General features: G+C 74.7%; 17 protein-coding genes. 13 read left to right on the top strand and 4 right to left on the bottom strand.

Annotated features, from left to right (window positions below; translation table 11 throughout):
- Positions 1 to 682 (top strand): SbcC/MukB-like Walker B domain-containing protein (locus tag F9B16_RS20650; RefSeq protein WP_192808899.1); only part of this gene is annotated, 682 nt, incomplete at its 5' end.
- A 60-nt stretch (positions 683 to 742) separates the two neighbouring features.
- On the opposite strand, the gene F9B16_RS20655 is transcribed toward F9B16_RS20650, so the two are convergent.
- Both F9B16_RS20655 and F9B16_RS20660 read right to left on the bottom strand, forming a co-directional pair.
- The gene (locus tag F9B16_RS20655; protein WP_192808900.1) at positions 743 to 1,534 is read right to left on the bottom strand and encodes an SAM-dependent methyltransferase; all 792 of its coding nucleotides are present in this window, start codon (positions 1,532 to 1,534) and stop codon (positions 743 to 745) included.
- Positions 1,535 to 1,700: 166 nt separating this feature from the next.
- A complete protein-coding gene (locus F9B16_RS20660) occupies positions 1,701 to 2,069 on the bottom strand; it encodes a PH domain-containing protein (protein WP_151541748.1) in 369 nt (122 codons plus the stop codon).
- 228 nt (positions 2,070 to 2,297) lie between these two features.
- Here F9B16_RS20660 and F9B16_RS20665 point away from each other — a divergent pair, with 228 nt between their 5' ends.
- Together F9B16_RS20665 and F9B16_RS20670 are read left to right on the top strand one after the other, a co-directional pair.
- Complete coding sequence (locus F9B16_RS20665; RefSeq protein WP_225991807.1) at positions 2,298 to 2,495, top strand: hypothetical protein; 198 nt, start codon at positions 2,298 to 2,300, stop codon at positions 2,493 to 2,495.
- 87 nt (positions 2,496 to 2,582) lie between these two features.
- Complete coding sequence (locus F9B16_RS20670) at positions 2,583 to 3,335, top strand: hypothetical protein (protein ID WP_151541750.1); 753 nt, start codon at positions 2,583 to 2,585, stop codon at positions 3,333 to 3,335.
- Positions 3,336 to 3,340: 5 nt separating this feature from the next.
- On the opposite strand, the gene F9B16_RS20675 is transcribed toward F9B16_RS20670, so the two are convergent.
- Complete coding sequence (locus F9B16_RS20675; protein ID WP_151541751.1) at positions 3,341 to 4,372, bottom strand: Lrp/AsnC family transcriptional regulator; 1,032 nt, start codon at positions 4,370 to 4,372, stop codon at positions 3,341 to 3,343.
- 126 nt (positions 4,373 to 4,498) lie between these two features.
- Here F9B16_RS20675 and F9B16_RS20680 point away from each other — a divergent pair, with 126 nt between their 5' ends.
- The 10 genes from F9B16_RS20680 to F9B16_RS20725 all read left to right on the top strand — a co-directional run bounded on the left by F9B16_RS20680 (position 4,499) and on the right by F9B16_RS20725 (position 17,583).
- Positions 4,499 to 6,058 carry an ABC transporter substrate-binding protein gene (locus F9B16_RS20680; RefSeq protein ID WP_151541752.1) on the top strand — a complete coding sequence of 520 codons (1,560 nt, stop codon included), beginning with the start codon at positions 4,499 to 4,501 and terminating at the stop codon, positions 6,056 to 6,058.
- The gene (locus tag F9B16_RS20685; RefSeq protein ID WP_151541753.1) at positions 6,058 to 7,071 is read left to right on the top strand and encodes an ABC transporter permease; all 1,014 of its coding nucleotides are present in this window, start codon (positions 6,058 to 6,060) and stop codon (positions 7,069 to 7,071) included. The genes F9B16_RS20680 and F9B16_RS20685 overlap by 1 nt, the downstream gene beginning before the upstream one ends.
- Positions 7,068 to 8,903, top strand: coding sequence for a dipeptide/oligopeptide/nickel ABC transporter permease/ATP-binding protein (locus F9B16_RS20690; protein ID WP_151541754.1), 1,836 nt, complete (start codon positions 7,068 to 7,070; stop codon positions 8,901 to 8,903). Before F9B16_RS20685 ends, F9B16_RS20690 begins: the two co-directional genes overlap by 4 nt.
- Positions 8,900 to 9,709, top strand: coding sequence for an ABC transporter ATP-binding protein (locus F9B16_RS20695; RefSeq protein ID WP_151541755.1), 810 nt, complete (start codon positions 8,900 to 8,902; stop codon positions 9,707 to 9,709). The genes F9B16_RS20690 and F9B16_RS20695 overlap by 4 nt, the downstream gene beginning before the upstream one ends.
- On the top strand, positions 9,706 to 10,968 hold the full coding sequence (locus F9B16_RS20700; protein WP_225991808.1) for an amidohydrolase: 1,263 nt from the start codon (positions 9,706 to 9,708) through the stop codon (positions 10,966 to 10,968). The genes F9B16_RS20695 and F9B16_RS20700 overlap by 4 nt, the downstream gene beginning before the upstream one ends.
- A complete protein-coding gene (locus tag F9B16_RS20705; RefSeq protein WP_225991809.1) occupies positions 10,965 to 12,566 on the top strand; it encodes an amidohydrolase in 1,602 nt (533 codons plus the stop codon). The genes F9B16_RS20700 and F9B16_RS20705 overlap by 4 nt, the downstream gene beginning before the upstream one ends.
- A 25-nt stretch (positions 12,567 to 12,591) precedes the next feature.
- On the top strand, positions 12,592 to 13,449 hold the full coding sequence (locus F9B16_RS20710) for an alpha/beta fold hydrolase (RefSeq protein ID WP_151541756.1): 858 nt from the start codon (positions 12,592 to 12,594) through the stop codon (positions 13,447 to 13,449).
- 71 nt (positions 13,450 to 13,520) lie between these two features.
- The gene (locus F9B16_RS20715; protein WP_151541757.1) at positions 13,521 to 14,936 is read left to right on the top strand and encodes an amidase; all 1,416 of its coding nucleotides are present in this window, start codon (positions 13,521 to 13,523) and stop codon (positions 14,934 to 14,936) included.
- A 122-nt stretch (positions 14,937 to 15,058) separates the two neighbouring features.
- Positions 15,059 to 15,832 (top strand): hypothetical protein, encoded by a 774-nt coding sequence (locus F9B16_RS20720; RefSeq protein ID WP_151541758.1) that lies wholly within the window; start codon positions 15,059 to 15,061, stop codon positions 15,830 to 15,832.
- Entirely contained in the window at positions 15,829 to 17,583 is a 1,755-nt protein-coding gene (locus tag F9B16_RS20725; RefSeq protein WP_151541759.1) for a GMC family oxidoreductase N-terminal domain-containing protein, read from the top strand. The genes F9B16_RS20720 and F9B16_RS20725 overlap by 4 nt, the downstream gene beginning before the upstream one ends.
- Before the next feature lie 32 nt (positions 17,584 to 17,615).
- Here F9B16_RS20725 and F9B16_RS20730 read toward each other — a convergent pair whose 3' ends face one another.
- Positions 17,616 to 18,803, bottom strand: a complete 1,188-nt coding sequence (locus F9B16_RS20730; protein WP_151541760.1) for an ROK family transcriptional regulator — start codon at positions 18,801 to 18,803, stop codon at positions 17,616 to 17,618.
- Positions 18,804 to 18,885: the final 82 nt, after the last annotated feature.

Here is an 18,885-nt window from a genome sequence, read left to right on the forward strand (position 1 = left end):
GAGGCCGCCGCCGGACCGGCCCCCGACCTGGACGCGCTGGAGGCGGCGCTCGCGGAGGCGGCGGACGCGGCTGCGCGCGGACCTCGCCGCCGCCGTCCGCGCCTGGCGCCCGGCGGCGGAGCGGTACCGGGTCGCCGAGCGGCTCGCCGGGCTCACCTCGGGCAAGCACGCCGCGAACCGGCGCTCGATGTCGCTGTCGGCGTACGTGCTGGCCGCGCGGCTGGAGCAGGTCGTGGCCGCCGCGAACGAGCGGCTCGGCCGGATGTCGGGCGGCCGCTACGCGCTCGTCCACACCACCGACAAGGCGGCGGGCGACCGCAGTCACGGCGCGGGCGGGCTCGGGCTGCGCGTCGCCGACGCGTGGACGGGCCTGGAGCGCGACCCGGTGACGCTGTCGGGCGGCGAGTCGTTCATCAGCTCGCTGTCGCTGGCACTCGGCCTCGCCGACGTCGTCACGGCGGAGGCGGGTGGCGCGGAGATCGGCACGCTGTTCGTCGACGAGGGCTTCGGCACCCTCGACGAGGACACCCTCGACGAGGTGATGGACGTGCTGGACGGCCTGCGCGACGGCGGCCGCGCCGTCGGCATCGTCAGCCACGTCGCGGAGCTGCGGGCCCGGATCCCGGCGCAGCTCCGCGTCACCAAGGAGCGCACCGGGTCCACCGCGCGCATCGTCGTCTGAGCGGCCCCCCGGCGGTTCCGCCCGCCGCCGGGGCAGGGCTAGCGCCCAGAGGCGCCGGCGTCAGGGTTTGCGGCCGACGCCCGCGACTAGCCAGCCCGTCGCGGGCTCGTGCGGCCGGTCGGGACGCCATTCGGGCGCGGGCACGAGGCCGGGCTCGACCAGGTCGAGGCCGTCGAAGAACGCGGCGATCCGGGACCGGGAGCGGGAGGTGAACACCAGCCCGGCGTCGGTGATGATCCGGTCCTGCAGGGCGCGCTCGCAGGACGTCATCGCGTCGTCGGTGAAGTCGCAGATCGCCAGGTGGGAGCCGGGAGCCATCGCGTCGGTGAACGCGCGGACGATGCCCTCCGGGTCCTCCTCGTCGAGGATCGCGTCGAGCGTCGCGGTCATCAGCACGCCGACCGGGCGGCGCAGGTCGATGAGCGCGGTGACCTCCGGGTCGGCGAGGATCGCGTGCGGCTTGCGGGCGTCGCCGTGCACCGCCGCCGCGTTCGGCACGGCGTGCAGCAGTGCCTGGTAGTGGACGACGGCGACGCGGTCGATGTCGACGTACACGACCCGGCCGGCGGCGTCGCGGGCGTGCACGACCTCGTGCACGTTGCCTTTGCCGGGCAGGCCGCAGCCCACGTCGAGGAACTGCCGGACGCCCTCGTCGAGCATGTGGCGGACGGCGCGGCGCAGGAACTTGCGGTTCTCGCGGGGCAGCAGCCGGGCGGCCTGGAAGGAGCCGAACGCCTCGATGGCGACGGCGCGGTCGGCGCCGTAGTTGTCCTTGCCGCCGAGCGAGTAGTCGTAGATGCGGTTGAGGGCGGCGCCGGGGAGGCCGGGGCCGGGGGGCTGGCGGTCTGTCATTCGTGTCCCCTCGACTGGGAGCGGGGGTGGGTCGAGGAGCCTCCAGTCTAGTGGATCGCGATCACCGTGCGCAGGTCCGGCGTCGCGGAAAGCCACCATGCGTCGGGGCGCCGGGAGCCCGCGCCCGGCCTTCCGGGGGCCGGGCACGGATCCGGCGCGCGCGGGGTCAGCGGGAGATGAAGTCCAGGATCACGTTGTGGACGTGGTGGCTCTTGTCGGCGCCGCGGAACTCGACCTCGTAGGAGATGGTGCCGACGTTGATCGCGATGGAGCCGGAGGAGAAGTAGGGCCCCGCCCACGACTTGTTGCTGACCACGCTGACCGAGGTGATCTTGGAGTAGGGGATGCTGGTGATCGCGTACTTCTTGCCCGCGAAGCTCTTGTCCTGGATGATCACCCGCCGGTCGGTGAGGCCGACGAACCCGGTGCCGGTGCCGATCGCGTCGTAGACCGCGATGACCTGCTCGCCGGGCAGCAGCCCGCTCTCGATCTGCTTGAGCTGGCCCGACCTGTCGTGCTCGACGCCGTCGCCCATGTCCGTCCTCCGGTGCTCGTGGGTGGTGCAGTGCTCGTGGGTGGTCCGAGTGCTCGTGGGTGGTCCGACACGTTTCGACGAGCGTAGACCGCCTCCCGTTCCCGGAACCCGGGCTCATTCCGGCCGGGGGCGTTAGGTCCGGTCCATGGCGGGCACACCCACGACACCCCCAGGCCGCCGATCATGAAACGACCAGGCGACGGCGGCCACGTCCCCCCGGAGGCTGCCGTGCGCGTCGGAACGGCCATCGTCCTGATCTGGCTGGTCATCGGTGCCATCGCCGCCGGCCAGCGGCACTACTACGACGACCGGAAGGCCAGCTGCGCCAAGGTCGGCACGGTCGTCGTCACGATCGTGGCCGGCCCGCTCAACTACGTGGGCGCGAACCCGAAGGTCCACTGCAAGACGCCGCAGCCCAGCAAGTGACCCGGCGCGGCGGGCGGGGGCCCGCCGCGACCGCGCCTTCACCTGCGGCGTTCCCTGCCTTTGCGCGGGACGGGGAACGTGCCGGGCATGGGCGCGTGGTTCACCCGGGAGATCGCCGACACCGGACGGCTCCGGCTGTTCTGCTTCTTCGTGGCGTTCATCGCGGCGTTCCTGTTCATCCGCTTCAGCGTCCGGATGATCCGCAAGCGGGTGCGGTGGTGGCCGGGGAACGTCACGCCCGGCGGCCGGCACATCCACCATGTCGTGTTCGGCCTGGTGTTCATGTGCGTCGGCGGGATCGGCGGGCTGGCGGTGACCGACGACTCGTCCGGCTGGGCGGCGGCGTCCGCGGCCCTGTTCGGCGCGGGGATGGCGCTGGTCCTGGACGAGTTCGCGCTGGTCTTCCACCTGAAGGACGTCTACTGGACCGAGCAGGGGCGGCTGTCGGTCGAGGTCGTGTTCGTGACGGTGGCGCTGTGCGGGCTGCTGCTGCTCGGGCTGCGCCCGCTCGGCGCGGACGCCTTCGCCAGCTCCAAGGATGCGGGCGGCGGATGGGGGCTCGCGGTGGTGCTGCTCATCGATCTCGGCCTCGCCGTCGTCGCGCTGCTCAAGGGCAAGACGTGGACGGGGCTGATCGGCCTGTTCATCGGGCTCGTGGCGCTCGTCGGGGCGATCCGGCTGGCCCGTCCCGGGTCGCCGTGGGCGCGGCGCCGCTACAAGCCGGGCTCGCGCAAGGAGCGGCGCGCGGTGGCCCGTGAGCGCCGGTACCGGCGCCCCGTCCAGCGGCTCGCCACCGCGGTGGGCGACCTGATCGCGGGCCGCCCCTCCATCCGGGGCTGAGCCCGCTAGCTGTTCTGTCCCGTGAGGTCGGCGGGCGAGGTCTTGCGGGGGTCCAGCGGGACGCAGCCGACGCCGCGGCCCTGCTCGTCCAGCAGCCGGCCGACCCGCTTGATCCATTTCAGCGTGACGGACTGGTCGACGATCTGGATCTCCGGGTACAGCGAGACGAGCCGGGCCTGGTAGGCGGCCAGCTCGCCCATGCCGTGCACCCAGACGTTGACCATGAGGTTGGCGCGGCCGACGACCGAGCACACCATGCGGGCCTCGCGCATCGTCGCGATCCGGTCGGCGACGGCCCGCAGCCGCGGCGGCGGGACCTGCAGCCACAGCATCCCGGTCACCCGCCAGCCGGCCAGCCAGTGCGCGGCCTCGCAGCGCAGCACGGCCCGCCCGCTGGACAGCATGCCGGTGAGCGCGCGCCGCACCCGCGTCTCCGGCATGCCGAGCTCGGCGGCGAGCGCGGCGTGCGAGCGGCGGCCGTCCGGGGCGAGCGCCAGCAGCACGGCCACCTCGTCGTCGCGCAGCGGCCCGGGCTCCTGCCCGGTCCCGGAGCCGGCACCGCGCTCCAGGTCGCGGCGCTGGTCGTGGCTGAGCGAGTCCAGCCGCCACCGGCTCGCCTCGCGGTGCAGGCGGTGGCTGAGATGGGTGCGGGTGAAGGTGATCCCGTCGAGCGCGCCGAGCCGGTCGAGGACGTACCCGCTGACGGCGGCGACGCTCGTGGCGCTGACGGTCAGCAGCAGGTCGCGGCCGCCGGTGGTGTGCTCCACGCTGCCGGTACACGGGTCGGCGGCGATCGCGGCGGCGATGCGCTGGTTCGCGCCGGGCAGGCAGCCGACCTCCACCAGCGCGAACGCGCCGAAGTCGAGCTGCGAGGGACCCGGGTAGCAGGTCACCCACGCCTCGCCGGACGCGCCGAGCCGCGCCCAGCGGCGCGACAGCGTGGCGGCGTCGACGCCGAGCGGGCGGGCGAGCCGCGCCCAGGACGCGCGCGGGTCGTGCTGCAGCGCGTTCACCAGCGCCAGGTCGAGCTCATCCATGCGCCGGTTCCGTGCATGCGAGGGGGTGTTCACGCGGCATTCGTGCAATCTACTCGAGTTTTCACGCCGGACCCGATCCTGGTCTGCACCGCTCCCACCGTCCTTCTCGTCCCCCGGGAGAAGCCCATGGCCCGTTTCCGCTCCGCCGTCCCGGCCGCCGCGTTGGCGGCCGCCGCGGTCCTGATCTCCTCCGGCTGCACCACCTCCTCGGAACCGTCCGCGGGCGGCGGCGGCCCGTTCCGGTACGCGGTGACGTCCGACGCCAACACCTTCGACCCGGCACTCGGCACCGCGGCCACCGACTACTCCTTCGCCCGGATGCAGTTCGGCACCCTCGTCTACCGCGACGCCGACCAGTCGGTCGTCCCCGGCCTCGCGGAGAAGTGGACCGCCGCGCCCGACTCGGCCACCTTCACCCTCCGCGCGGGCCTGACCTGCTCGGACGGCAAGCCGCTGACCGCCGGCGACGTCGCCGCGTCGCTGCGCCGGTGGGCCGACCCGAAGACCGGCGCCGCCGGGACCGGGCTGGCGTTCGGGCCGGGCGCGAAGGTCACCGTGTCGTCCGACGACGCGGCCCGCACGGTCACCCTCAAGCTGGCCAGGCCGTGGTCGGACCTGGTGCCCGCCATGTCGATGACCAACGCGGGCATCGTCTGCCCGCCCGGGCTCAAGGACCCCAAGGCCCTCGGCCAGGGACCGGTCGCGGGCGCGGGCACCGGCCCCTACACGCTGACCGACGCGCAGCGCGGACGGCAGTACACCTTCAAGCTCCGCGACGGCTACAACGCGTTCCCCGCCTACACGAAGGCGAAGGTGCCCGCGGGCGAGCGCCCGTCCACGGTGCGGCTGTCGATCGTGTCGAACGAGAGCACCGCGGCCAACCAGCTGAGCACCGGTGAGCTGGACTACGCCGCGTTCACCGGCCCCGACGCGGCCCGGTTCGCCGGCGGCGGCTACCACGTCCACGTCCAGCCGCTGCTGCGGATGTTCGTCGTGTTCAACGAGCGCAAGGGGCACCCCGGCGCCGATCCGGGGTTCCGCAAGGCGGTGGCGCAGGCCCTCGACCCCGCCGCCTTCAACAAGGTCTACGGCGGCAAGGGCGAGGTGATGAAGAGCTGGAGCGACAGCACCGGCCAGTGCGCGAACACCGACGCCTCGATCGTCACCAAGACCGACCCGGCGGCGGCGAAGAAGGCGCTGGACGGCGTCTCGATCAAGCTCAGCGGGACGAACGGGGTCGCCGGCGGGTCCGGCAACACCTACGTGCAGGAGGCCCTGCGCGCCGCCGGCGCCAAGGTCGCGCTGCGCAACGTCGACAACGCCACCTGGGCGTCCGACGTCCTCGCCAACAAGGGCGACTGGGACGTCACCGTGATGGCGCACCTGAACTTCCAGGGGACGCTCACCGCCGGCGCGATCCTGCTCACCGGCCCGAACCCGCCCGAGGGCCGCAACTTCGGCGGGATCCGCAACGGCGGCTTCGACGCGGGGTTCGGCAAGGCGATGGCGACCACCGACGAGGCCGGCAAGTGCGCCGCGTGGGGCGCGGCGCAGAAGGCGCTGCTGCAGCGTGACGACGTGGTGCCGCTGTCGACCGTGCCGGTCGCGTTCGTGCTCGGCAAGAACGCGGACGCCGTCGTCACCGCCGGTGCCGTCGACCCGACCTCGTTCCGGGTGCAGGGCTGATGACGGCCGCCGTGCAGGAGGCCCCGGCGCCCGGGCCGGTGAAGGCGGGCGGGCGCGTCCGGAATCCGTGGATCGGGTTCCTGCTGCGCCGGCTCGCCGGGCTGGCGGGCGTGCTCGTCGCCCTCGTCGCGGTCACGTTCCTGATGGTGCAGCTGATCCCGGGCGACCCGGCGCGGGCCCTGGCCGGGACGGACGCGACCGGCGCGCAGGTGGCGCGGTTCCGGCACGAGCTGGGCCTCGACCGTCCGCTGCCCGCGCAGTTCGGGTCGTACGTCTCCGGGCTCCTGCACGGCGACCTCGGCACGTCGTTCCAGACCCGCGAGCCGGTCGCGGACGTGATCGCCGGGCGGCTGCCGTTCACCGCGGAGCTGGCGCTGCTGGCGATCCTGCTGGTCCTCGCCGTCGCGGTGCCGCTCGGGATGGCGGTGGCCGTCGCGACCCGCGGCGGGAGGCGGCGCCGGCTGGACGCGGCGTTCACCTTCGCGACCGGGCTGCTCGGCGCCACCCCCGAGTACGTGCTCGGGACGCTGCTCGTCCTCGTCTTCGCGATCACGCTGCGGCTGCTGCCCGCCGCCGGCGCGTCCAGCCTGTCGGCGCTGGTCCTGCCGGTGGTGGCGGTGGCGCTGCCGTCGACGTGCGTGCTGGCGAGGATCGTGCGGCGGGAGACCGCGGTGGTGCTGAACCAGGACTACATGCGGACGGCGCGGGGCCGCCGCCTGCCGCCGCTCGCCCTGTACGCGCGGCACGCGCTGCCGAACCTGCTGACCAGCACGCTCACCATGGGCGGGCTGATGCTCACCGCGATGCTCGGCGGCACGATCATCGTGGAGAGCGTGTTCGCCTGGCCCGGCCTCGGCGGCCGCGTCGTGCAGGCGATCACCAACCGCGACTACCCGGTCATCCAGGGCACGGTGCTGGTCCTCGGCATCCTCGCCGCCCTGCTCAACCTGCTCATCGACGTGCTGCTCGGGCTGCTCGACCCGCGCACGCTGACCGCGAGGAGCCGCTCATGATCCGCTCGTCCCGGGGCCTCGCCGCCGGGCTGGCCGGGCTCGGCCTGATCGCCGTCCTCGCCGTCGCGGCGCCGCTGGTCTGGGGCGGGGACGCGGCGCACCTGTCCGGCGCCGCCCGCGAGGGCGTGTCCGGCGAGCACTGGCTCGGCACCGACGCGCTCGGCCGCGACGTGCTGGCCCGCACCCTCGTCGCCACCCGCCTCACCCTCGTCATGACGGTGATCGCCACCGCGATCGCCGGGACGATCGGGGTCCTGCTCGGCACCGCCGTGTGGGTCGCCGGCCCGCGCGTTCGGGAGATCGGGCTGCGGCTCATCGACGTGATGGTGTCCTACCCGGCCATCATCCTCGCGCTGGCGGTCGCGGCGATCCTCGGCGCGGGGACCGTCGCGGCCGTCGTCGCGATCGGCGTCGCGTGGAGCCCGGCGTTCGCGCGGCTCACCGCCAACCTCGCCGCGTCCGTCGCCGGCCGCGACTTCGTCTCCGCCGCGCGGCTGCTCGGCGTCCCGCCGCACCGGATCCTCGTCCGGCACCTGCTGCCGAACATCGCCGAGCCGCTGCTGGTGCTGCTGTCGGTCGCGTTCGCCGGGACGCTGACGGCGCTGTCGGGCCTGTCGTTCATCGGCCTCGGCGTGCAGGCGCCGTCCTACGACTGGGGCGCGCTGCTGAACACGGGCCTGGACGCGCTCTACACCAACCCGGCGGAGGCGCTCGGCCCGGCGGTCGCGATCACGCTGACCGGCGTGCTGGCGGGCTTCGTCGGCGACGGCCTCGCGGCGGGCGCCGATCCGCACCGGGTCGGGATCCCGGGGCGGGTGAAGAAGGTGCCCCTCCCGGCGGCGCCACCGGAGGACGACGGGGCGCTGCTCACCGTGGACGGCCTGTGCGTGTCCGCCGGGGACGTCGATCTGGTGGACGGCGTGTCGTTCACGGTCCGTCCCGGCGAGATCGTCGGCGTGGTCGGGGAGTCGGGATCGGGCAAGAGCCTCACCGCGATGGCCGTCGCGCGGCTGCTGCCCGACACCGTCACCGCCGATGCCCGCGCCCTCCGGCTGGACGACCTGGACCTGCTCGCGGGGGCCGCGCCCGACCGCCTCGCCACCGAGATCGGCGTCGTCTACCAGGACCCGGCCGCGTCGTTCAACCCGGCGCTGCGGATCGGCGGGCAGCTCACCGAGGTGCTGCGCCGGCACCGCGGGCTCGGCCGCCGCGCCGCCCGCGAGCGCGCCGCCGAGGCGCTGGACGCCGTCCGGATCACCCGTCCGGAGGCGCGGCTGCGGCAGCACCCGCACGAGCTGTCCGGCGGGATGCGCCAGCGCGCGATGATCGCGTCGGCGTTGCTCACCGGCCCCCGGCTGCTGATCGCCGACGAGCCGACCACCGCGCTCGACGTCACCGTCCAGGCCGAGATCCTCGAGCTGCTCCGCGAGGCCAACCGCCGCGACGGCACCGCGATGCTGTTCATCTCGCACGACATCGGCGTCATCGCGTCGCTGTGCCACCGGGTCCTGGTCATGTACGCGGGACGGATCGTCGAGGAGCTGCCGGTCGCCGACCTCGCCGCCGGGCGCGCCCGGCACCCGTACACGCGCGCGCTGCTGGACGCCACGCCCCGCCTCGACACCGACGGCGACGGGGGCGCGGAGCTGACCACGATCCCCGGCCGTCCGCCCGCGCCCGCCGACCGCCCGGCCGGGTGCGCGTTCGCGTCCCGCTGCGCGCTCGTCATGCCGCGGTGCACCGAGGAGCGGCCCGCCGCGGTCGCCGTCGGGACGGACCACCGCGCCGCCTGCCACGCCGTCGCGCTCACCGTGGAGGAGACCGCATCATGACGCTGCCCGCCGAGAAGGCGCCCGCCGCCGGACCGGCCGCCGGGAAGCTCGTCGCCGAGCACGTCACCGTCGTGTTCGGGCACGGGCGCCGCGCCCACACCGTCCTGGACGACGTCGGCCTCACGGTCCCGGAGGGCACCACGGTCGGGCTCGTCGGCGAGTCAGGGTCGGGGAAGTCGACGCTGGCCAAGGCCATGGTCGGGCTCGTCCGGCCCCGGTCGGGCCGGATCCTGCTGGACGGCGCGGAGGTCTCCGGCCTGCGCGGCGCCCGCCTCACCGCCGCGCGCCGCCGCATCCAGCTGATCTCGCAGGACCCGAACTCCTCCCTCGACCCCCGGATGCGGATCGGCCGCGCGCTCGCCGAGGCGATCGACCCGCGCCGCGCCGACCCCCGCGCGCACGCCGACCAGATCGCCGCCGGGCTGGAGATGGTCGCGCTCGAACCCGACGCCGCCCGCCGCCACCCGCACGAGTTCTCCGGCGGGCAGCGGCAGCGGATCGCGATCGCCCGCGCCCTCGTCGCCCGCCCCGAGGTCGTCGTCGCCGACGAGATCACCTCCGCGCTGGACTGCTCCGTCCAGGCCGAGGTGCTGAACCTGCTCGCCCGGCTGCGCGCCGAGCTCCGGCTGACGATGCTGTTCATCTCCCACGACCTCGCCGTCGTCCGGCACGTCAGCGACTCCGTGGCGGTCATGCACCGCGGAGCGATCGTCGAGCGGGGCGACATCTACGCCGCCCCGTCCCACCCCTACACCCGACGGCTGCTCGCGAGCGCGCCGTCACTGCCGCCGAAGGAGACCAGGTGACCAGCCGCGCCGCGGAGCGGACCCGCGAGATCCTCAGCGACTTCGGCGAGCACGCCGCCGGCCTGGGGGAGCTGTACCGCGACCTGCACGCCCATCCCGAACCCTCCTGGCAGGAGCACCGCACCGCCGGGATCGCCGCCGCGCGGCTGCACGCCGCCGGATACAAGGTCACCGAGGGCGTCGGCGGCACCGGCCTCGCCGGCGTGCTGCGCAACGGGGACGGCCCGGTCGTGCTGGTCCGCGCCGACATGGACGCGCTGCCCGTCGCCGAGCGGACCGGCCTGCCCTACGCCAGCACCGTGCCCGGCGTCATGCACGCCTGCGGGCACGACGTCCACGTCACCTGCCTGATCGCCGCCGCCGAGGCGCTCGCCCGGCGGACCGCGCTCTGGTCGGGGACGCTGCTGGTCGTCGCGCAGCCCGCCGAGGAGCTCGGCGAGGGCGCGCTGGCGATGGTCCGGGACGCGGCGTGGCGGGGGCTGCCGCGTCCGGACGCGGTGCTCGGCCAGCACGTCGGCGCGTTCCCGGCGGGCGCGATCGTGCACCGCCCCGGCCTCATCATGTCCGCGGCGACCACGGTGGACGTGCGGATCTTCGGCCGCGGCGGGCACGGCTCGGCGCCCGAGACCTGCGTCGACCCGGTCGTCACCGCCGCGCACCTGGTGACGCGGCTGCAGACGATCGTGTCGCGGGAGGTGTCGCCGCGCGACTCCGTCGTCGTCACCGCCGGCATGATCCGCGCCGGCACGAAGGCCAACGTGATCCCGGACGAGGCGCACGTGGCGCTGAACTTCCGCAGCCAGTCCGCGCGGGTCCGCGACGAGGTGCTCGCCGCGATCCACCGGATCGCCGAGGCCGAGTGCGCCGCGTCCGGCTGCCCCCGGCCGCCGGAGCTGGCCGTGTCCGGCGACTTCCCGCTGACCGTGAACGACGCCGCCGCCGACGCCCGGGTGTCCGCCGTGCACGCCGAGCTGTTCGGCGCGGAGGCCGTCATCGAGCACGGCCCGCTCATGGGCAGCGAGGACTTCTCCGTCTTCGGGTTCGCCGAGCACAACGGCGGCACCGCCGTCCCGTCCGACTTCTGGTTCTTCGGCGGCACGCCGCTGCGGGCGTGGATGGACGCGCCGGGGGAGAGTCCCGAGGAGAAGCTGGCGACGATCCCGGGCAACCACAGCTCCCTGTTCGCGCCCGACCCCGAGGCGTCCGTCCAGGCGGGCACGACGGCCCTCACCGGCGCGGCGCTGGCGTACCTGTCATGACGGCCGACCCTGTCATGACGGCCGACGCTGTCAGGACGGCCGACCTCATCCTGCGCGGCCGGGTCGTCACCATGGACGACGCCCGTCCGTCCGCCGGGGCCCTGGCGGTGCGGGGCGACCGCGTCCTCGCGGTCGGCGACGACCTCGACGACCTCGACGGCCTGCGCGGTCGTCATACGCGCGTCGTGGACGTCGACGGCTGCGTCCTGCCCGGATTCGTCGAGGCCCACGGCCATTTCCTCGGCGACGCGACCGTGCAGAGCCCCGCGCTGGTCGACATCCGGCCGGTCGTCCTGGCCACAGCGGACGAGGTGCTCGCCGCCGTTCGCGAAGCCGTCGCCACGCGTCCGATGACGGTGTGCAACGGCTGGGAGCCGCTGCTGCAGAAAGGGCTGCCGGAGCCGGCCCTTTCCTGGCTGGACGAGCTGGCCCCCGCCACTCCGCTGATCATCATGCACAATTCCGGCCACGCGGTGTTCTTCAATTCCGTGGCCATGCGCCAGGCCGGCCTGACCCCCACCACACCGGACCCGCCCGGCGGGCGGTTCAGCCGCGACGCCGCAGGTGAACTGGCCGGCGCCGCCTACGAGCCCGCCGCGATATCCATGGTCACCGGGCATCTCCGCGACGGCATCACCGACGCCGCTCCGGCCCTGCTGGCGGAGAGCGCGCGGGTGAACGCGCGCGGCGTGACGATGATGAGCGAAATGGCGTTCGACCCCCGCGCCCGGCCGCTGCTGGAGAACGTCCCGCTCACCACCCGGCTCCGCCTCTACGAGGTGTCGACGCCCGCCTTGGAAAGCGACGTCGAGCCCGGCGCGGGCGACGACATGATCCGCCAGATCGGCATCAAGACCTGGGCGGACGGATCGCCGTGGACGGGCAATCTCGCCGCGTCGTTCCCGTATCTCTCCAGCGGCGAACGCCACGCTCCGAATTACAGCGCCGCCGAACTCCTGGAGATCTCGCGGGCCTATTACGCGCAGGGCTGGCAGCTCGCCTGCCACGCCAACGGCGACGAGGCCGTCCAGCAGGTCCTGGACGTCTGGGAGGAGATGCTCGGCGGCCGCCCCGACGACCGGCGCCTGCGCATCGAGCACGCCAGCTCGATGCGGCCCGAGCAGTTCCGGCGCGCGCACGCGCTCGGCGTCACGTGCAGCCTGTTCCCCGACCACATCTACTACTGGGGCGAGGTGCTGGACGAGCTGTTCGGCGCGGACGTCGCCGGACGATGGGCGCCGATCGGCACCGCCCTGAGCACCGGGATGCGGGTGTCCCTGCACAACGACTCGCCCGTCACCCCGGCGAACCCGCTGCACAACGTCGCGGTCGCCGCGACCCGCACGTCCCGCCTGGGCCGGTCGTTCGGGACCGGCGAGCGGATCGGCGTGCTGCAGGCGCTGCGCGCGCAGACGATCGACGCGGCCTGGCAGCTGCACGCCGACGACGTCACTGGGTCCCTCGCGCCCGGCAAGTACGCCGACATCGCCGTGGTCTCCGCCGACCCGACGCGCGTCCCGCCGGAGGAGATCGAGGACCTGACGGTGGACGCGACGTTCCTCGCGGGCCGGCAGGTCCACGGCGACCCTCTCGGGTGAGGGCGGCCGGAGTAGATTGCGCGGCATGAGCGGGTATCGCACGACGACCGTCGCCGTCCCCGGCGGGGACCTCACCGTAGGGCTCTGGGGAGAGGGGACGCCGTCGGTGCTCGCCGTCCACGGCATCACCGGGTCGCATCTGTCGTGGGGAGCGGTGGCCGCCCGGTTCGCCGCCACCGGCGGGAGCCTCGCCGCCGTCGACCTGCGCGGCCGCGGCCGCAGCGGCGAGCTGCCCGGGCCGTACGGCATGGCCGCGCACGCACGCGACTGCGCCGCCGTCCTCGACGCGCTCGGCATGGACCGGGCCGTCGTCGCCGGGCACTCGATGGGCGCGTTCGTCTCCCTCGTCCTCGGCGACCTGTACCCGGGCAAGGTGGAGCGGATCCTGCTGGTCGACGGCGGGCCGCCGCTGCCCGTCGCGCCGGGCCGGACGCCCGACGAGCAGGTCGCGGACGCGATCGGCCCGGCCGCCGCGCGGCTGCGCATGCGGTTCGCCGACCGGGAGGCCAACCGCGACTTCTGGCGCGCGCACCCCGCGTTCAAGGTCTGGACGCCCGCGATCGAGGCCTACGTCGACTACGACATGACCGGCGAGGAGCCGGAGCTTCGCAGCCGGGTCTCGCTGGACGCGGTGTCCGCGGACTCCGCCGACCTGCTCACCGGGGACGCGCTCGCGGGCGCGTGGCGGCGGCTGCGCGGGCCCACCGAGATGCTGCGGGCCGGGCGCGGCATGCTCGACGAGCCGGTGCCGCTGTACCCCGATCCCGCGCCGATCGCCGCGCGCATCCCGGTCCGCACCCTCCCGGACGCCAACCACTACACGATCCTGCTGGGCGACGCCCCGTCCGCCGAGGTCGCCGCCGCCCTCTCCCGGATGGCCTGATCCGGGCCGAGTCCGGTGCCCGCGGGAATCGCCTCCTGACATACCGACCGGTCGGTATTAGGGTGGGGCGAATGACGGAGCTGCACGAACTCACCGCGCTCGAACAGGCCGCGGCGGTGCGCGCGGGCGAGGTCGCCCCCGCCGACCTGGTCCGCCACTACCTGGCCCGCATCGAGCGCCTGAACGATCGCTACGGCGCCTTCGTCACCGTCACGGCGGACCAGGCGATCGCGCAGGCCGAGGCGATGACCGGCGCCACGGCGGCGGATGAAGCCCCCACGCCGCTGTCCGGAGTGCCGACCGCGATCAAGGATCTGACGCCGACCGCCGGCGTGCCCACCAGCTATGGTTCCCGGGCCTACGCGGGCCACGTCCCCGACCGCGACGCGCACGTCGTCACCCTGCTGCGCCGCGGCGGCATGATCAGCCTCGGCAAGACCAACACCCCCGAGTTCGGGCTCTGCTGCTACACCGACAACGACGTGGCCGGCCCGGCGCGCAACCCGTGGGACCGCGCCCGCGGGGCCGGCGGCTCCAGCGGCGGCGCGGCCGCCGCCGTGGCGCTCGGGCTCGCGCCCGTCGCGCACGGCAGCGACGGCGGCGGCTCCATCCGGATCCCCGCGAGCTCCTGCGGCCTCTTCGGGCTCAAGACGTCCCGGGGCCGGATCAGCCCCGGCCCGGACGCCGCCGACGTGAGCGGCCTCGCCGTCCAGGGCCCGCTCGCGCGCACCGTCCGGGACGCCGCCGCGATGCTCGACCTGATGGCCGTCCCGATGCCCGGCGACCCGCACTGGGCGCCGCCCCTCCCGGCCGGCGAGACCTTCCTCGGCCACGCCGGCCGCGAGCCGGGACGGCTGCGCATCGGCCGCTACGCCGTGCCCGCCGCACCCGGCATCGACGTCGACCCGGCGTGCGTCGAGGCGTGGGAGCACGCCTCCCGCGTGCTCGAAGGCCTCGGGCACGAGGTCGAGGACATCCCGACGCCCTTCGGTCCCGAGGTCTCCGACTTCTTCGTCACCGTGTGGGGCGTGCAGTCGCTCGGCCACGCCGTCGATGCGGAGGAGTCGCTGCGGCCCGTGACCCGCGCCTGGCGCGCGTACGGCCGCCGGATCGACGGCGCCTCCTTCGCCGCCGCGGTCGGCGGGATGCAGCGCGCCGCCCGCGCGTCCATCGAGGCGACGGCCCGCTACGACGCCGTCCTGACGCCGACGCTGGCGGCACTGCCGCAGCCGGTCGAGTACTTCGACGAGAAGCACGCCGACCCGCTCGACAACCTCCGGCGGCAGAGCGCGTTCAGCGCGTTCACCAGCGTCTACAACATGACCGGCCAGCCCGTCGCCAACCTCCCGCTGCACCGCGCCGAGGGCGGGCTGCCGGTCGGCGTGAGCCTGGTCGGGCGGCCCGCGGGGGAGGCCGGCCTCCTCGCGCTCTGCGCCCAGGTCGAGGCGGCCGACCCGTGGGACGGCCACCGCCCTCCCGAGTGGTGACGCCGCGCCGCTGATCCGCCGATGTGCGGCCGAGTGCCGAAAACGGTCCCCGAACCTGTCAACGAGGTGCGGAGAACGGCGCGGCGGGCCGGGTTAGCTTGGCCGTCCGGAGGAGGGATCACGTGCCGGACGAACCACGCCCCGAACGCCGGACGCTGCTGGGCGCCGCGGGACTCCTCGCGGCGGCGGCGTCCCTGCCCGACCTCACCGGGGCCCCGGACGCGCGCGCCGCGGGCGACCCGCTCGGCGACTGGACGCTCGACACGATGAAGGGCCTCGCCGTCTTCGTCATGCCGGGCCCGGACGCCTACTCGCGCGCCCAGGGCACGCCGCGCGGGGAACCCGGAGGGATCGAGGCGCGGCTGCCCGAGTTCCTCGTCCACCACCTGAACCGGTACCTGCCGTTCCCCGACCTGCCGGTCACGGCTCTGGCCGCCGCGCTGGGGCCGCCGGCCGGCGCGGTCCTGCCGCGCAGTGACGCGGTGATCCCGCTGGCGCCGGCGGCCGCCCTGATCCTCAACGCCGAGGCCGTCCGCGTCGATCCGCGCGCGCTCGGCGGGCCCTTCCTCGCGCCGTTCCCCCGCCTGTCCTACCGCGCGAAGGCGAAGGTGTTCGAGCTGCTGGAGGGCCCCGACCCGCGCCTGGTCGAGGCGCTGGACGCCCAGCTGCCGGAGCCGCTGAAGAGGTCGGCGTCGGGACTGCTGAAGTACGCCGCCGGAGCGCTGCTGGAACTGGCGGCGCTCGGCGGCTACTCCGAATGGGGCGTCCTCGACCCGGCGACGCGGCGGCTGCGTGACCGCCCGGTCGGCTGGCGGGTCAGCGGGTACACGCCCGCCTCCGAGGGGCGGCCCGAGTTCCGGGGCTACTACCAGGGACGCAGGAAGGCGGCCGGATGAGCCGGGACGTGATCGTGGTCGGCGCGGGGGCGGGCGGCCCCGTCGTGGCCAAGGAACTCGCCGCCCGCGGCCTGGACGTCCTGCTGCTGGAGGCCGGCGCCCGGCACGCCCACCCGCGCCGGGAATGGACGCACTACGAGAACGACGCCAACAACCCCATCACGGGCTTCCTGCGGGTGGGGCCGTCGGACCGCGCCGCGCCGGAATGGCTCCGGGAGGAGCCGCAGAACTCCTTCCTGCTCCAGGTGGCGGGCGTCGGCGGCACGACCCTGCACTACTACGGCAATTCGCCGCGCGCCTACCCGGGAATGTTCAAGGGATATGACGGGCCCGACCGCGCGAGCTACGACACCGCTCACGCCTTTCCCTTCACCTACCGGGAACTCGTCCCCTACTACGAGTGGGTGGAGGCGACCCTGCCCGTCCAGACCGCGGCGATGGGCGTCAAGGAGACGGTGTTCTTCCGCGGCGCCGAAAAGCTCGGCATTCCCGTCCAGACGGCGAAGGACACGGAGAGGTGGTCGTACCGGCCGCAGGAGAACGCGATCCTGCAGCCCGGCGGCACCGCCGGGTTGACCGGAGACCCCGCCCGGCTCCGCTATCCGCAGGCCACCGGTTGTACTTTCTGCGGCTACTGCCTCGAAGGGTGCATGGAACCGGCCGGGGCCCCGCGCAACCAGGCCGCGAAACGCTCCACGGACAACAGTTACGTCCCGATGGCGCTGACCGCGCACGCGTGGTCGCCGCACGGGCGCGCCGTCACGCTCCTGGCCGATTCGGCCGCCGTGAAGGTCCACACCGAACGCAGGAACGGTGAGCTCGTCGCGACGGGCGTGACCTGGCGGAACACCAGGACCGGCGACGTACACCGGGAGGACGCGGCGGTCGTCGTCCTGGCCGGCGGCACCACCGAGACGCCGCGGCTCTGGCTGAACAGCGGGCTGCCGAATCCCAACGGCTGGGTGGGGCGCGGTTACACCGACCATTTCCTCGACGGGGTCACCGGCCTGTTCGACGAGGACACCGGGTCATCGCGCGGCCCGAGTTCCGCGGCCCGCTGCGATTTCCCCGGTTACGGCGCGCTCGAGAACATCGGCCTGCCGCCGGCGATGCAGGCGTTCACGATGGCGCTGTCCGACAGCGGGATCCGCGGCCAGTACCGCAACGGCCGGGGTCTCACCGGCCCCTGGGACGGGCGCACCGGCCGCGTCATCGGCCCGGAACTCAAAGAGGCCCTCGGCAGCGGCGTCGACCGGCTGCTGAACATCCTGGTCCTCACCGGCGACAGCGTCGAAGCCCACAACCGGGTCACCCTTTCGGCGTTCCCGCCCGACGAGCAGGGGCCGATCCCGAAAGTGGAGTTCCGGTCCCGGCAGCGGACCCGGCACACGCTCGCCGCCCGCGAATTCCTCGCGCGCAAGGCCACCGAACTGCTCCGCAAGGCCGGCGCGAAACGCGTCTACCGGTTCGACTGGGCGCCGTTGCTGCTGCACGTCCATTCGTCGATGCGGATGGGGCTGTCGGCGGACGACTCGGTGCTGGACGCCGACGCCCGCAGCCGCTGGGTGGGGCGCCTCTACGTGGCCGACAACTCCGCGCTCGCCAACAGCCTCGGCGGCCCGAACCCGACCCTCACCACGCAGGCGCTCGCCACCCGCACCGCCGAGACGATCTTCGTCCGGCATTTCGGCGGGCACCGGTGGGTCGGCCGCGAGGACCCCGTCGTCTCCACCGATCCCCGCTGCGCCTGACCGCCGCGCGGCGGGAACCTCGAAGCGCCGCGTCAGACCGGCAGCCGTCCCCAGACCTCGTCGAGGGCCAGCCGCAGGGCGCCGGTGAGGACGGTGTCCTCGGCCAGGCCGGAGAACTCCACCACGGGCGGGGTGAGCGTCAGCCTGCCCAGATGCCGGGTGATGGCGGTCAGCAGGACGGATCCGGCGCGGGCGACGCCGCCGCCGATCACGACGGCGTCCGGGGCCAGCACCAGCACGGCCGGGGCGATGGCCTGCGCGAACGACGCGGCCACCTCGTCGACGACCCGGACGGCCGCCTCGTCGCCGGCGGCGGCAGCGGCGAAGACGGCCGCCGCGTCGAGCCCGCCGGCCTGTAGCGCGGTGCCGGGACGGTCCCGGGCGGCCCGGCGGGCCCGCTCGGTGATCGCCTCCGCGCCGATGGCCCGTTCGAGGGGGCCGCGGCCGTCGCCGGTGTCGGGGACGTCGCCGGGCGGCCGGATGAAGCCGATCTCGCCGGCGGACCCGGTGCCGCGGTGCAGCCGGCCGCCGATCACGACGCCGGCGCCGAGCCGCTCGCCCCACTGCACGGCGAGCAGGGTGCCCGCGCCGCTCCGCTCCCCGGCGACGGCCAGGGCCGCGAGGTTCGCGTCGTTCTCCACCTGGACCGGGCAGCCGAACCGGCCCCGGAGGTGCTCGGACAGGTTCACCGACGTCCAGCCCGGGACGCTCGGCGCGAGCAGGATCCGGCCGGACGCGGGGTCGACGATGCCCGGGGTCGCGACGACGACCGCGGCGATCTCGTCCGCGCCGAGCCCGGCCTCGGCGAGGGCGCGCCCGACCGCCTCGTCGACAACGCCGAGCAGCCGGCCGGCGCCGGTGCGGCCGACGGGGAGGCGGACCGCGGCGAGGCGGTGGGCGGCGAGGTCGTCGATCCCAGCGCTGACGGTGTGCGGGCCGACGTCCAGGCCGAGCACGGGCGCGGCGCGTCCGCGCAGCGAGACCCGGACCGCGGGACGGCCGCCCTGCGGGGACGCCGCGGCGGGGTCGTGCTGCTGCAGCCACCCGGCCTCGACCAGGCCGTCCACCGCCTGGCCCACGGTTGGGCGGGTGAGTCCCGTCAGCCTGACCAGCTCGGCGAGCCGCACGGGCTCGGGCGCGCAGTCGCGCACCGCGCGCAGCACGGCGGCGGTGTTGAGGCGGCGCAGCACCGGGGTGCCGACCGCGCGTTCCTCTGCCATCGCCCCTCCGAGAAAGATCGTCCGGCCCCCTTGACCGGACGGTCCCGCGCACTGATTATGAACTTCGTCCTGGTATTTCAAG

The organism is Actinomadura montaniterrae (genome assembly GCF_008923365.1).
GTDB lineage: Bacteria > Actinomycetota > Actinomycetes > Streptosporangiales > Streptosporangiaceae > Spirillospora > Spirillospora montaniterrae.